Annotated in this window: 8 protein-coding genes and 1 pseudogene; 5 read left to right on the plus strand and 4 right to left on the minus strand. The window is 63.1% G+C overall.

Annotated features, from left to right (window positions below):
- Positions 1–228: 228 nt before the first annotated feature.
- The 3 genes and pseudogenes from SB765_RS16575 to SB765_RS16585 all read right to left on the minus strand — a co-directional run.
- Positions 229–466 (minus strand): annotated as a pseudogene (locus tag SB765_RS16575) (alpha/beta fold hydrolase); the annotation flags it as partial.
- Entirely contained in the window at positions 463–882 is a 420-nt protein-coding gene (locus tag SB765_RS16580) for a VOC family protein (protein WP_341798295.1), read from the minus strand. The pseudogene SB765_RS16575 and the gene SB765_RS16580, both read right to left, overlap by 4 nt.
- Positions 883–957: 75 nt before the next feature.
- Entirely contained in the window at positions 958–1884 is a 927-nt protein-coding gene (locus tag SB765_RS16585; protein ID WP_016500352.1) for an alpha/beta fold hydrolase, read from the minus strand.
- A gap of 275 nt (positions 1885–2159) precedes the next feature.
- Between SB765_RS16585 and SB765_RS16590 the strand changes: the two genes are divergently transcribed.
- Entirely contained in the window at positions 2160–6956 is a 4797-nt protein-coding gene (locus tag SB765_RS16590; RefSeq protein ID WP_410931614.1) for an NEL-type E3 ubiquitin ligase domain-containing protein, read from the plus strand.
- Between the two features lie 6 nt (positions 6957–6962).
- Here SB765_RS16590 and SB765_RS16595 read toward each other — a convergent pair whose 3' ends face one another.
- Entirely contained in the window at positions 6963–9479 is a 2517-nt protein-coding gene (locus tag SB765_RS16595; protein WP_341798293.1) for a UvrD-helicase domain-containing protein, read from the minus strand.
- 175 nt (positions 9480–9654) lie between these two features.
- On the opposite strand from SB765_RS16595, the gene SB765_RS16600 reads away from it, so the two are divergent.
- The 4 genes from SB765_RS16600 to SB765_RS16615 all read left to right on the plus strand — a co-directional run bounded on the left by SB765_RS16600 (position 9655) and on the right by SB765_RS16615 (position 14961).
- Positions 9655–10353, plus strand: coding sequence for a pirin family protein (locus tag SB765_RS16600; RefSeq protein WP_049275402.1), 699 nt, complete (start codon positions 9655–9657; stop codon positions 10351–10353).
- A gap of 258 nt (positions 10354–10611) precedes the next feature.
- Positions 10612–13383: an amino acid adenylation domain-containing protein gene (locus SB765_RS16605; protein ID WP_410931615.1), complete on the plus strand. Its 2772-nt coding sequence runs from the start codon at positions 10612–10614 to the stop codon at positions 13381–13383.
- A 97-nt stretch (positions 13384–13480) separates the two neighbouring features.
- Entirely contained in the window at positions 13481–14011 is a 531-nt protein-coding gene (locus SB765_RS16610) for a sigma-70 family RNA polymerase sigma factor (RefSeq protein WP_410931616.1), read from the plus strand.
- A gap of 2 nt (positions 14012–14013) precedes the next feature.
- Positions 14014–14961: a FecR domain-containing protein gene (locus tag SB765_RS16615; RefSeq protein WP_410931617.1), complete on the plus strand. Its 948-nt coding sequence runs from the start codon at positions 14014–14016 to the stop codon at positions 14959–14961.
- Positions 14962–14974: the final 13 nt, after the last annotated feature.

Here is a 14974-nt window from a genome sequence, read left to right on the forward strand (position 1 = left end):
AGCATAATCGGGATTGCCGGGATATCCACCCGCCTGGCCATACACAAGAGGGCGGCATGAACGATACGGCATCACCGGGTGGGCTGCCAATGACAGTGCTGCGGCAATGAAACCAATGAAGAACAGTGGGGCGTAGAGGGTGCGCATGCAGAAGCTGTAGCGGCACATCACGGACTTTTGTGGGAGCGCCAGCCGTCAAGACCGACTATGTCCGCAAAGGCATCACCGCAAACTGCCCGGATGCGCGTCCGAACGGCCAAAGCCCAAGCGGTCGTAGGCGATTACCCGGTGCCCGGTGGCTTGCGCCAACTGCGCTGGGAAGTCGCGCCACAACGCCACACACCCCCAGCGAATCATGCAGCAGGACAATGGGCGCCCCCTGTGCCTGCAACGGCGTCCAATCCTGGGCGAACAACTTGCCTTGCGCGGTGTCGACCCAGTGCTCGCGCATGTGCAGGTCGCTCATACCGCCTCCGCTACCGGCCCCTTCAACTCGACCTGGTTGCCATCCGGGTCGTAGCAGTAAAGCGACAGTCCCTCGCCTTCAGCGCCATAACGCTTTTCTGCCGGCTCCACTTTTACCCCGGCGGCTTCCAGGTAGGCGATCAAGGCGGCCTCGTCGAACGGCTCGATACGCAGACAGAAATGGTGCAGGTTGCGCCCTTCCACCCCCGGCGCCGCCCCGCCTGGCCGCCCCAGCGGGCCGTCCAGGGTCACCAGGTCGATCATCGCCGTGCCCGTGGCCAGGTGCACCATGCCCAGGTCTTCGCGCACGCGGCTGACATGGCAACCGAGCAGCTCGGTGTAGAAGGCAACACTGCGCGGCAGGTCGCTGACCCGCAGAACAAGATGATCTATGTGCTTGATAGCGAACGGTCGCATACCGGGCTCCTTGTGCCGTGAGTGCGAATAGTTTCGCCACCATAGCCCAGCTTCGCCCGGAGTGAACAGAACCAGCTACTCGTTTACCAAGCGTTGCAGCACGCCCCCTTCATGGTGCGCCAGGATCCGCAGCAGCTGGTCGACCAGCGCCCGGTCCGGGGCATCCAGGTGGAAGTGGTGCCCGCCGGGGTGCCAGGAAACCTTGGCATGGCTGGGCAAGGCTGCCTGACGCCGGGTAAAAGCCTCGCCGGTGAATGCCCCTTGACGGCCGAACAGCAGGTACAGCGGGCAGCGGATCTGGTTGAGCAGGTCGCATGCGTCGCGCTCGGTCAGCGGCATGGGTTCGGGCAACACCAGCCGCGGGTCGTGGCGCCAGCAATAGCCATCGCCCAGTTGCAGCAGGTCGCGCAACGCCAGCAGCCGTGCGGCACCTTCCGACAGTTCGGTGTCAAGGCGCTCGCGCCGTTGCGCCAGGGCGGTGTCAAGGTCGTCGAAGCGGCCAACGTCCGGCTCGGCAAAGCCCGGCAGCTGGCTGCGCTGGACCATACGCTTGAGCCGGTAAGCCCGCGCCAGGTGCTGCACGCGGTCATCCTCGGCCACCGTGAACGGTGCCCCCATGCCGTCGAGGAAGGTCATGCTGGCAATGCCACTGGTCATGGCCGCCAGTAGCGACGCCACACCGGTGCCCATGCCATGGGCCAGCACATGGAACTGCGCCAGGCCCAGGCTGTCGGTCACCGCCAGCATGTCTTCGGCATGCTCCCACAGGTAATAGCCACTGTCGCGGCGGCGATGGTCCGAACGGCCATGGCCGACCAGATCGGGGGCCACCACAAAGCAACCGTCCAGCATCGGTGCCAGGCGTTCGAACGAGGCAGCGTTATCCAGCCAGCCATGCAAGGCCAGTACGGGAATACCGTCTTCGGCGCCCCAGGTGCGGACCGCTATTTCAATACCATCGAGGTCGAGCAGGTGATCTTTCGGACTGCACAGCGAACGCATTGCAATTCTCCTTGGCTGAAGCCTGCAACATGACCTGCCTCACCCTCTCGCAGATGCTCCCTCGCTGCCAGCCCCCCACCGACCCGCGCATACGCAGGACCGACCGCGGCCAACAACTATCTACCGCACCCCGACGCCTTGATCAGCGTGGACTATCTCCTTCCACAAAAGAGATGGTGACCATGACAACCCCGACACCGTTACATCAAAGCCAGATAACCCGATCGTTACCGAAATGGAGCAAGGCGCTCCAACCCACGCATACACGCAAAGTGGTGCAGAGCCTGTACAAGGAGTACCTCGATGAAGATGGCGCCCCTTACTCGTGGTATGCCACTGCCGATGGGCCAATGCGTGAGCAGTTGCACAACGCGTTGCAAACCCGTAACAAACGGCTGGCGCAAGTCAAAAAGGCGCTAGGCGAGTTCAAGGACATCATCGCGTTCTGCGGCCCTCTGTTGACCGAGCGGTTGAAGCTGAATGTTCCTGTAGACAGGGCGCAGTATGTGTTCCAGCCCTTTGAGTCAGAGGCCAACATCTGGGTCGGCGTTCCCGATGTGGAAACGCCTTTGGTACCGGACGTGGAAGCGGACGTGCTGGCCACCCGCCCCGTAGGCCAGCCGCAAACACGCAGCTTGCTGGAGGCTGCCCTGCACAACTTCGAGGGGCTGGACGAAGTCGGCCCCTACAGCAGGCTCACCAACGCCGCTGGCAGCGACACGCCCCTGGCAGGCCTGACGATGGCGGACTTCGTCAGGCATTGTCGGGCGCTGGACCTTGGCAAACGCTATCAAGACCATTTGCTTGCAACCCATGAAGGCGCCAATCGCGCTGAAATCCAGCGCCTGTCGATTGCAGCGAACCGTAAGGCCTTGAGGGTCCAGGCATTGATCGCCAAACTCAAAGGCCTGCTGAGCCAGGCAGGGCTCGATGCACTTGGGCAACTGTGCGACGGCAACCCTCACCCCACCTATGAAAACGAGGCGTTGCATTGTTGGCACTTCAACCTGTTCGATATACCCGTCCACGAAATACTGTTCATCGGGCCAGACAACCCTTATCGCAAGAACCCCTGCATTGTGTATGTCCCTGGCGACAACGAGCACCCGGTAAGGGAGTTCGCTTCTCGTCAGGAGGCGGGCAAGCACCTGCGCAGCCGGCTATTGCAAAGCGAATTTCGCCGCGCCTTGGTGCATTTCGCCTACAAGGACAGGCAAAAAGAACTCGCCGTAAAACTGGAAATCGCGCTGTTCGAAGAGGATGAAGCGGGCACACGCAAACACCGCATCATGCCAGTGATCCCTTTTACGCTCTCGCCCATCAGGACCGACCCTTGGACGTCCTTGTACAACGCACACCTTGCGCGCATGAAGGCCGACGCAAAAACCATCGCTGTGCCTACCGCCGAAGTCGACGCCAACGCCCGCAACGAGCGTCTGAAATACTGGTTCGACCTGGGGATGAACGTGCTGAATGTCGCCGCGTTCTTCGTGCCGGGTTTGAACACGGTCATGCTAGGCGTTTTTGCTTACGACCTGATGAGCTCTGTTTTCACCGGGTTCGAGGCCTGGGAGGCAGGTGATACCCGGCAGGCACTGGCGCAGTTGGAATCGCTGGCCATCAACGCGGGCGTGATCGCCGGCTTTGCAGTGGGCACCAGGATCGTCCAGGCGTCCGGCTTTGTCGATGCACTGAAAAGTGTATGGCATGAAGACAAGGAGGTGCTCTGGCACCCCGACATGAAACCCTATGCGAGCACGGCGGCTATTCCTGAGGGGGCTCCACCCGATTTGCTCGGCCATGTACACGTCGATGGGAAGACCTACCTGAAGCTGGATGGGACCCTGTACGAGGTGTTTCAGGGCGCTGATCAGCAATGGCGCGTGCGCCACCCCGATGACGCGCAGGCCTATGCCCCACGCTTGCTGCATCATGGTAACGGCCGCTGGCAACTGGCCCATGAACAGCCTCTGGAATGGGACCGCGAACAGCTTGCGCGCCGCCTCGGCAGCCATAGCGCAGGCCTGGACGACAGCGAACTGGACCATGCCATGCGCACTACCGGTACCGATCCAGACGTGCTGCGCCGTGCCCAGGCAGCGGGCCTGCGTCCACCCGCTTTGTTGATCGACACGCTGCAGCGGTTGCAACTGGACAATCAGACACAACAGATCATCAACTGCGTACGCCATGGGTTGCCGCTGGCTGCGTACAAGAACTTCGCCTTGCCTGAGTTGCTGCGCCTGCCGGGGTGGCCCGAGGGGAACGTGCTCAAGGTTTACCAAGGGCCAGAACCGTGGGGCGAATCTGTGCGCTACGGCCCCCCACACACGCTGGGCCAAGTGGAAATCGAAATTACCCGTACCGACCTGGACAATGGCCAATTGAGCCAGACCGTGCTGGATCAGATGGATGAACAAGCCATCGGGCATTTGCTCGGTGACACACCAGCCGAGCACCGATCACACGCGCTGAACAACAAGCTTGCGCAACACCTGGAACAGCATCGCGAGGCGCTGTTCGAGAGCCTGCAACAAAGACACCGTCCCACACGCCCAGCAACCGCACAAACCCTCGCCCGGCAGTTTCCCGGGCTGCCGGACAGCGCGCTTGAAGCATTGCTTGCCAACATCAGCAACGCCGAACGGCAACGCCTGACAAACGGGCGGGTGCCGCTTCGCATTGCCGAGGAAGCGCGCCTTCTGCAAGCTCGAGTGCGGCTTGACCGCGCCATCCTCGGTATTTTCAGGCCCAGCCTGGCCAACGACGACAGCCTGCGCCTGCAACAGGCGCTGCAAGCCGAACACCCGCAGGCTGACCCTGCCCAGTTGCTGGAACTCGCCCTCGGCGATCGCCAGCACTGCGCCTCACTGCTCGGCCAGCAACCCATCAACCCCAGGTTCCGCTCCCCTTTGCGGTTGGCCAACGGCCAGCTGGGCTATCCCCTGAGCGGCCGAGGCCTGCAAGGACGAGCCTTGCCGGCTGCACGTCGACTCCGGACGCTCTACCCCGAACTCAGCACCGAGCAAATCAGTGGGCTACAAGCCGAACTGGCTCGAGGAGGCGACCTGGGTAGTGCGATCAACCAGCTGGAGGTCGAGCAGCGTACCCTCAACCGAGATCTCAACCGCTGGGTAAGCACCGCCCGCACCCTTGAAGAGCGCTTTGATCGCCAGCAATGCACCGAGCGGCTGATGAGTGCTTCCCGCCGTGAAGGCGGCGCGCAAGCAGAAACACTGGTACTGGACCGTATGCAGCTCGAAGCGCTACCCGCTTTCACTGCACGCATGCCGCATATTCGCAATCTCAGGCTCGAGGGGCTGCAGATGCGGCGCCTGGAGGGCAGCTTCCTGACGAACTTCCCTCATCTGGAAACCCTGGACATCGTCGGCAACCCGGACATCGATGCCGAAACATTGTTCGAGGCGCTCAGGTCGGCACCGCGACTACGCGAGCTGGGCCTGAAAGACAATGGCCTGACCACCCTTTCACCCACCGCCCAACAGGCCATCGGAGCAATGCCCGGCTTGCGACTCCTGTGGCTCAGCCGCAACCGGCTGCAACTCGACACCACCAGTTTGGGCTTTCTGACGCGCTTGCCCCTGGATGCCCTCGGCCTGGCCCACAATCAAATCACCCTCGACGAAAGCCTTGCCGCCCAGTTTCAGGACATGATCCACCCCGTACTACTGCACTTATCAGGCAACCCACTGCACCTGGCACCCGACCTACGCTTCATGGCCCGTCTTGTCCACCTGGAGCTTGAGCGTTGCGAACTGCAGCAGTGGCCCGACAGCCTGACCGTCCTGATGAGCCAGCCCCAGTACCAACTGCGCTATCTGAACCTGTCGTCCAACCGCATTCGTACCCTGCCCGACTTGCCTGGTGTGCTGCGTACCCCGTTTGCCCGCGATGTCGCCGCACACTTGCCGGAGCGCCGCTGGCTGTTCAACTACAACACCCTGGAAGCCCAGACACGTGCACGCTTGGGCAGCAGCGGCGTCAACGTCTTCGAACACGCAGAAGACGTGCCACTGTGGCAAGGCGTTTTCCGTGGCGAGGCGAGCAATGCCGAGGAGCAGCTGTGGAGCGACCTGTTCGACCAAGGTGAAAACGCAGCGCTGCTGGGCGTACTCGAACGTCTTGCCCAGTCGGCAGAAGCGCAGCGTGATGGCGAGGCCCTGAGGGCGCGCGTCTGGAAGCTGCTGGATGACGCTGCCCACGACACCGTGCTGCGTGAGCGCCTCGCCACCGTGGCCGGCGACTTCCCACCAACCTGTGGCGACGCGGGTGCCGACGCTTTCAGTGCCTTGGAGATAGAAGTGTTGGCCCACGAATCTGCAGCCGTCGCCGGCAGTCGGCCGGCTGATCTACTGAGCCTGTATGGCAAGCTGTATCGACGCAGTCAGGTCAATCAACTGGCTGATCGCATCAGCTGGAGAAGGTCCTTGCGCAAACAGGCGCTGCTCGACGGGGCCTTCGATGAAAACCTCCCCCCCTACGATGAGCTCGACGACCCCTCAGCCTTCCCGGACAGCGAACTTCAAACGGGGCTGGTGGACGATGTGGAGGTACGTTTGGCCTTGCGCCAGTCGTTGGCCAACGCGCTGGACTACCCTGAGCCGAGCCGAGGCATGCTGTACCGCAATACGGCCAGAATCAACGACACAATCATCGAAAGGGTGAAAACTGCGGTCCTTTCCCTGGACAGGGATGCCATAGCTCGGGAGCAGTGGTTGACCCAGCAGCCGGGCTGGATCGAGTACTTGAAACGAGAGCATGCGGCCCAGTTCAGCCTGATCACCGACTTTTGGCGGCCAGGCCTTGACTACCTCTATTACTGCCTGGATGAAACCGCCGAACCGGTGACATCCCTGGACAGCTCGGTGCGACGAGCCTTGGCCAGGGTCATGCCTGAAAGCCCGGTGGATGCTGACGGCAGGTTACGTCGCGTGGTGGTCAACGAGCAGCAGTATCGCCAAGGCGTGGACGCGCTGACTGCCGAGCAGCAGCAGGTTGAAACCGGTCTGCTGACCAGCCTCACCCGCCAGACGCAAACAATCGGCCGCTGACCCCATTCACTGCCCGCGCAGGTCTTCGAAGAAGGCCTGCTTGCCGTCCACCTGGCTGGACGCCCGTGGGGCCGCTGCGGCGTCACCATTGGCGGCCTCCACGTGCCAATAGCAGTGCTGTACTGCACGGGTCACCGCCACGTAGGCCAGGCGCTGCACTTCTTCCTTCTGCGCCGTATCGAACGGTTGGGCATCCCCGGCCTTGCCCAGACCGGCCTGACGGTACACCTGGTTCTTGTAGGGCGAGCTGGTCAGGTACTGGCAGTCGCCCAGCATGAACACCGCATCGGCCTGCAAGCCTTTGGCACTGTGGTAGGTCAACTGACGCAGCCGGCGCTGCTCGGCCGGCAACGCCGCCTCGGCATGCAGCACGCTTTGCAGGTGGTCGTTCATCAAGGCCCTGTCGCTGCCCTTGCGGTACAGCATCATGACCGTCTCACCCCGTTGGTAGTGCTCGATCAGCGTTTCACCCAAGGCGGCCTCGTCACGGTCGAACACCTTGACCGCAGAGCCCGGCAATTCGGCTGCCGGGCCACTGGCGCGGGCTTTCTTGCCGGCAATCGCCGGGGTGCCTTTGACCAGGTGCTCGGCCGCGTCGATCACCTGCTGCTGGCAACGGTAGTTGTCGACCAGCATCACCCGCGTGTTGGCCGGCGACGGGAAGGCTTTGGTGAATTCCATGAAGTACTTGGGCGAACTGCCCCGCCAGCCATAGATCGACTGCCAGTCGTCACCCACGCACAGCAGCGACGAATGCTGGGCATGGCGCCCGGTGTGCATGGTCGGGCCACGTCGGCGGATTTCAGCAAGGCTGGCGCGCAGCCAGCTGACGATCTGCGGCGACACGTCCTGGAACTCGTCGATCATCAGGTGCGCCAGAGGCCGCAACAACGGGTCGGGCAGCAGTTGCAGGTTTTCCGGGTTGTTCTCGCTGAACAGGGCGAACATGCGGTTGTAGCTCATCACCGGCGGCGACTGGTCCAGCAAGTGTGCTTCCAGGGCCTTCCAGTACAGGGCCAGGGCCTCGAAAAACAAGGCATCGCTGTCGCCGGACGGGAAGCTCATCGCCGCCACCGCGTTGTTCACGTCCAGGCCAAGGTTCTCGATGAAGTTGGCCGCGCCGACAAAGGCGTCCAGCAACGGCGCCGGTGCCAGTTCGCCCTTGACCTTGTACTCGAACCCCGGGCCGGCGACGGCATCGCCAGCCAACGAGGCCGCCAGGCGCCGGGCCATGGCATAGTTGTCGAGCCAGATCAGCGGCCGGTCGCAGAAGGCCTGCAACAGGGTTCGCTTGACCGCCCACTCGGCACGCACCGCCAACTTGGCGCCGGGGCGCTGGTACTGCGCGCTTTCAGCCGGGTCGAAGCCCAGCACCACCAACGGCCCCTGGCCAGCCAGGCGGCCATGCACATGGAAGCGGCTGCCACGGATGTCGACAGTTTCGCGGCAAGGCTCGATGCCCTTGATCGGCCAGGCGCCGGCGGCGAACCACAGGTCCTCGATTACGTCGCACAGTTCTTCGTCGCGCTGGGCGGCCAACTGGGTCACCTGTGCGCGCTTCTGCACGTCAGGGTTGTTCGGGTCCAGTGGTTTCAGTTGCAAGGCTTCGCTGCGCAACAAGCCGACCAGCTCGGCAAAACGCGGGCTCTCACCCAGCACGCTGCTATAGCACTGGTTCAGTTGCTGGCGCTGGGCATCGTTCAGGCGCAGGTCGAACGGGTTGCTGTCGGCCTCGGCCTCACGCCCTGCAGGCATCTCGTTGCCCAGCGTCTCGAAGGCGCGCACCTGGCCGAAGCCCGGCAGGCTGCGTACCAGCGGCAGGATGCGCGAATGGAAGGTACGCACCAGCTCGCGAGCCTGCACCGGTTGCAGGCTGATCTGCCACAGGGCGAATACCTGCACCAGGCGCTTGATGAAGTCTTTGCGCGACTCGCGGGTGAACGTGACCACGGTCATCGCGTCCAGCTCGTAACCCAGATAATGGCGCAGCAGCAGGATGCGCAACACCAGCGACGTGGACTTGCCTGCCCCGGCGCCGGCCACCACACAGGTGGACGGGGTGTCACTGAAGATCAGCTTCCACTGCGCGGCGCTGGGTTGCGCCTCGGCGGGCAGGCGCTGGGCGACGTCGGCTTTGAAGCGCTTTTTCAGCTCGGCTGTCAACGGCAGGCGCCAGTCGTCGAACAGGTTGTCGTCCTGACCGGGCACGGCAGCGATGTCAGGCCGGGTATCGCGGATCACCAGCACCTGGCGCCCGGCTTCGTAACCCTCCACCCGCCCGCGGTCGAACCCTTCACGAACGCCATCGGCGTGGCCACTTCGCTGGCCGGTGGCGTGGCCGAGGAACCAGGAGTCACGGTGCTGGGCTTGCAGACGGGTCAGGCCACGCCCCAGCAGGCGGGCGACCAGGCGCCGAAACCAGGGCAATTGCGCGGGAGGGGTAAGGTCGGCGGGGGCCTGGGGTTGCTCGTGGGCCACGGTCACTCCGTTGAAAAACAAAAACAGCTGGCATGTTCGCCGCATCGACGGAAAATCGCCAGCGAATGCTTGCAGATCAGTGGATTAGGCGATGAAGCGAATAAAGCATGCCAGCAATTGATATCGAACAATATGATTGTTTTAAGCCGATATTTACGCTTATTTTCGATGTTTCTTTAGCGCATCATGGCGTCATTCCACTGATTCAAGGAGCACGACCATGCTGCAACTGCGACCCTTTGAAGGCCTCGGCCACGCCAACCACGGCTGGCTCGATGCCCACCACCATTTCTCATTCGCCGAATACTACGACCCGGCGCGCATGCACTGGGGCAACCTGCGGGTATGGAACGACGACCTGATCGCAGCTGGCAACGGCTTCCCGCCGCACCCGCACCGCGACATGGAAATCATCACCTATGTGCGTGAAGGCGCGATCAGCCACCAGGACAGCCTGGGTAACAAAGGCCGTACCGAAGCCGGTGACGTGCAAGTGATGAGCGCCGGTACCGGTATCGTGCACAGCGAGTACAACCTGGAAGACGTCGATACGCGGATTTTCCAGATCTGGATCGTGCCGGAGCGCACGGGTGAAGCACCGCAGTGGGGCAGCCGGCCGTTTCCCAAAGGCGAACGTGGCGAAGGCTTCGTGACCCTGGCCAGCGGCCGTGCCGGTGATGAAGACAGCCTGCAGATTCGCACCGATGCCCGCCTGGTGGCCGCCACCTTGCGTGCAGGTGAAACCGCCGAGTACCGCTTCGATGCCGCCCGCAGGGGTTACCTGGTGCCGGCCAAGGGGCTGGTGGACGTCAACGGGCTGCGGGCCAAGGCACGGGACGGTGTGGCGATCGAGCAGGAAGACGTGCTGCGGGTGACCGCCATCGAGGACAGCGAGATCGTGCTGGTGGATGTGGCCTGATGGATCGGGCCGGTGCAGGCTGCCTTGCAATACCTGTACTGGCCTCATCGCCGGCAAGCCAGCTCCCACAGGGACCGCACAGGTTTCGGGCCCACGCCATATTTGTGGGAGCCGCCTTGTGTCACGAGAGCGGCGCGCAACGCACCCGACTGTCGACAAGCACCTCCCAATCCCGCTGAACATTGGCGCCATCGGCCACCCTGCACTAGCGTTGTGCTACCAGCCAGCCCCAACGTTCATGCGGAGCCCTCACCCATCATGCCGGACCTGCGCCCGAACCCGACGCTGCGCCTGGAGCACCGTGCTGACCAGCCGATTCACCACGCCTTCCTCGAGCAGGCCGGCCGCTGCCCGGATGCCACCGCCATCCTTGCCCGGCACACCAGCTGCAGCTATGCCCAACTGGCGCGGATAAGCCAGGGCATTGCCGCGTATCTGGTAGAAAACGCTGCCAGTGGCGCCGATCGTGTGGTCATCGTCGCCAGCCGCAGCGCCGCCCTGGTGTACGCCATGCTCGGCTGCCTGCGTGCCGGCCTGGCCTTTACCGTGGCCGACGCTGCATACCCTCCCGCGCGCATCGGGCAGATCATCAGTACACTGGCGCCTGCGGTCGTCCTGCGCTGTGGTGATGCATCCCTCGACGCCTCCGGCCCCATTGTGGTTACGGTGCCGGAAGCCCCCGCCGAGGCACTGCAAGCCTTTCCCTGGCAACAGGTCGCGCTGCCCAGCGTCAACCCCGAGCAACCGGCGTACATCACCTTCACCTCGGGCAGCACCGGTGAACCCAAGGGTATCGTTACTCACCACGCGCCCCTGGTGCACTTCATCGACTGGCATGTGCGCCAGCATGGCTTTACCCAGGCTGATACTTTCTCCCTGCTTTCCGGTCTGGGCCACGACCCGGTGTACCGCGACGTGTTCACGCCTCTTTCGATTGGCGCGACCATCGCCTGCCCCGCCCAGCCGACCCTGATCGACCCGTCACAGCTGGCAGGCTGGATTCAACAGCACGGCGTGAGCGTAATCCACCTCACCCCGCCGCTGGGCAAGCTGATCGAGACCGGCGCACACATGAATGGCCAGGTACTCGATCAACTGCGCTACCTGTTCTGGGGCGGCGATGCGCTCAGCCCGGCGCTGTACCAGCAGATCCGCGCCATTGCGCCCTGCGCTGTCAGTGTCAACTTCTATGGCACCACGGAAACGCCACAAGCCATGGCCTTCCATACCCTCTCCCCTGACTGGGACAGTTCACGGGTGCCCTTGGGCAAAGGTATCGCCAATGCGCAGTTGCTGGTGGTCAACGCGGCCAACCAGCTGGTCAGCGTGGGCGAAACCGGTGAAATCCTCATCCGCAGCCCCTATCTGTCGCAGGGTTACTGGGGCGACCCGGCGCTGACCGAGGCCAAGTTCATCGTCAACCCGTTCACCGGTGACGCAGGCGACCGCTGTTACCGCACCGGTGACCTGGGCACCTACCTGGCCGATGGCAGCGCCAGTTTCCTGGGGCGCGGTGACAGCCAGGTGAAAATCCGTGGCCACCGCATCGAGCTGGCGGAAATCGAGAACGCCATCACCCGTCACCCCCACATCGGCCAATGCGTGGTCGTGGCCAACCACGACAGCGCGTCGATCCGGCTGGTGGCCTATTGCGTTGGTCAAAAGCCCACCAGCGCCGATGAACTGCGCCAGGCGCTCGCCGGCCAGCTGCCGGACTACATGGTGCCAGCGCTGTTCATGTTCCTCGAGGCCCTGCCGCTCACCCCTAACGGCAAAGTGGACAAACGCGCCTTGCCTGCGCCATTTGACGACAGCGCCAGCCTTCCCTTGTGCCCCTTGGCGGAAAAACTGAGCACGGCCTGGGCGCGCATCCTCCAGGTGCCGCGCCTGGACGCCAGGTTGAGCTTTGTCGAACTGGGCGGCGACTCGCTGTCGTTCGTGCAAGCTTCGCGGGTGCTGGAGGAGCTGATCGGCCACCTGCCACAGCGCTGGGAAACGCTGCCTGTGTGCCAGCTGGCCGAGCTGAATGCGCCGCCGAAAAGCGCGTGGCGGGTGATGGAGATGCCGGTGTTCGTGCGGATGCTGGCCATCGTCCTGATCGTGGTCGGCCACCTCAGCGAGTTCGACCATTGGTTGATCGTTGGCGAAACGTCGGTGCTGTTCCTGGTCTCCGGCATCAGCCTGGCGCGGTTCCAGCTCAAAGCCATCGAAGAGCGTGGCGATGCGCGCACGCTGCTCAGGTCGCTGGCGGCCATCGTGGTGCCCACCCTGTTGTACACCGCGCTGATCCAGCTGGTGTTCGACCGGTTGCACTGGCAATCGCTGCTGCTGGTGTCCAACTGGTTCCCGGCCAGCGAGGTCAGCCTGTTCAATTACTGGTACATCGAAGTGCTGGTACAGATGATCCTGATCATCGGTGTGGTGCTGTCCATCAGGCGCGTGCGCCAGGCCGTCCTCGCCGACCCGTTCCGGTGCCTGATCATTGCGGCCTGTGCGCTGGTGGCCCTGGATGTGCTGCTCAGCCGCTTCGTGTTCGACGCCAGTGCGCTGCTCAACCGGGTACCGCAGCACTTTCTGGCGGTCATGGTGCTGGGCATGGCCGTGCACCATGCCGATACCACCGCGCGCAAGTGGGTGGCCAGCGCGGTGGCCGTGCTGGTGGTCGGCGAGCTGGACCTGATGGCGGTTGCCGGCGTTGGCTGGGAGGCTTTCTTGCGTTATATCGATATCGCCCTGCCGGCGATGCTGGCCCTTATCTGGTTCCGCTCGGTGCCAGTGCCCGCCCTGGTAGCACGGGGAGGTGCGGTCATTGCATCGTCAACCTTGTTCATCTACCTGACGCATTTCCAGTTCCAGTCGCTGGCGGACCATGTTTTCAGGCACCCGCTGTTCGAGGTCGCCCTGGCACTCGCCGGAGGGGTACTGGTGGGTTACTGCTGGAACACCCTGTTGCGTCTGCTGTTTACGCGATGGAACAAGCAAAACCAGGCGCGTGGAGCCGATGCGGCCGAGCGTGCTACCTCTGCTTGAGCTGACTTGCCGGCAATGGCGCTGTGATTGCAAACCCTGAAACACTCTGCCTAAAATGCGAACCATTAACATTTGTAAACATTTTCAGGCGGCATGGATGAGCATCCCGGATATAGCTTTTACTTCTCAAGTCAGCCAGCTATACCGCGCCCAGAGCAAATGGTTGCATAACTGGCTGAAACCGCGGGTGAACTGCAGCCACTTGGCAGCAGACATCGTCCAGGATGTGTTCGTGCGTGTGATGTCTGCAGCCGACGCCGCCGCAAGGCTGGACGCCGTGCGCGAACCCAAAGGCTACCTGGCAACCATTGCTCGCCGCCTGATGATCGATCACCTGCGCCGGGTGCACCTGGAAAGGGCCTGGCTTCAGGTGCTCGCCGAGCAACCCGAAGCACTGGATATCTCACCTGAGCAACGTGTGGCCTTGCTGCAAACCTTGTTCGAACTCGACGCCATGCTAGCTTCGCTCGGGCCCAAGGTACGTGAAGCATTTTTGCTTTCGCAGATCGACGGCATGCCCTACAAGCACATCGCCATCCAGTTGGGTGTTTCCGAAGTCAGCGTGCGCCGCTACATTGCCAAGGCCGCCGAGCACTGCATGATCTACAGCCTTGGCCATGGCCACTGAGCATGAACCTGAATGCCGAGCAACTGGCCGCGTTACGCCAGGCCGCGCACTGGTTCAGCCAGCTCAACAGCGGTGAGGTGCAGGCCAGTGATTACTCGGCCTGGCAGCTGTGGCTGAATGCGACGCCCGTCAATGCCTGGGCCTGGCAGCAGGCAGAGCGCCTGCAAACGCGCATGGCAGCCAGCGAAAACCCGGCGTCAGCGCGCGTACTGGCGCTGGCAGCCCACGGCCGCAACGCCAGCCGTCGGCGGGTGGTCAAGGCTGGCTTGATACTGCTGGGGGGCGGCGCGCTGGGCCTGGGGGGATACCGGGAGGTCAAGCAGTCTCCACTGCTGGCAGACGTGCGCACCGGCGTGGGCGAACAGCGTTCGCTGATGCTGAGCAATGGCACTGCGCTGATCCTCAATACCGCCTCTGCAGTCGATGTGGATGACACCCTCGGCCCTGCACGCTTGCTGCTGCGCCAAGGTGAAGTCATGGTCACGGTACCAGCGCGCCAGCATTGCACGGTCAGCACCCGAAACGGCACGGTCGAGGCAGGCGAAAGCCGCTTCGCCCTGCGTTTGTTCGATGACGGCAGCAGCCTGGAGGTATTTGCCCGGCAGGCGCGTGTAACCCTGAGCTCGGACCAGGCCCTGCTGGTAAACAGCGGGGAGCGTTGTCGGTTCAATGACCAAGGCTTCGCCGCGCTGGAAACCGTCCCCGTGGCCGCAGATGCGTGGGGCCGGGGGTTGCTGATCGTGAATGACCAGCGCCTCGACGCGTTCATCAGCAACCTTTCACGCTACCGCCCGGGCTGGCTGCGCTGCACACCAGCCGTGGCAGGCCTGCGCATCAGCGGCACCTACCGGCTCGACGATACCGACCAGATACTGCGCGCGCTGACCACCTCACTGCCGGTGCAGGTACAGGTGCGTACGCGTTTTTGGGTCACCATCACGGCGGCGTAAAAAAATGCTGAGC

It is taken from the genome of Pseudomonas sp. SIMBA_067 (genome assembly GCF_046534675.1).
GTDB lineage: Bacteria > Pseudomonadota > Gammaproteobacteria > Pseudomonadales > Pseudomonadaceae > Aquipseudomonas > Aquipseudomonas putida.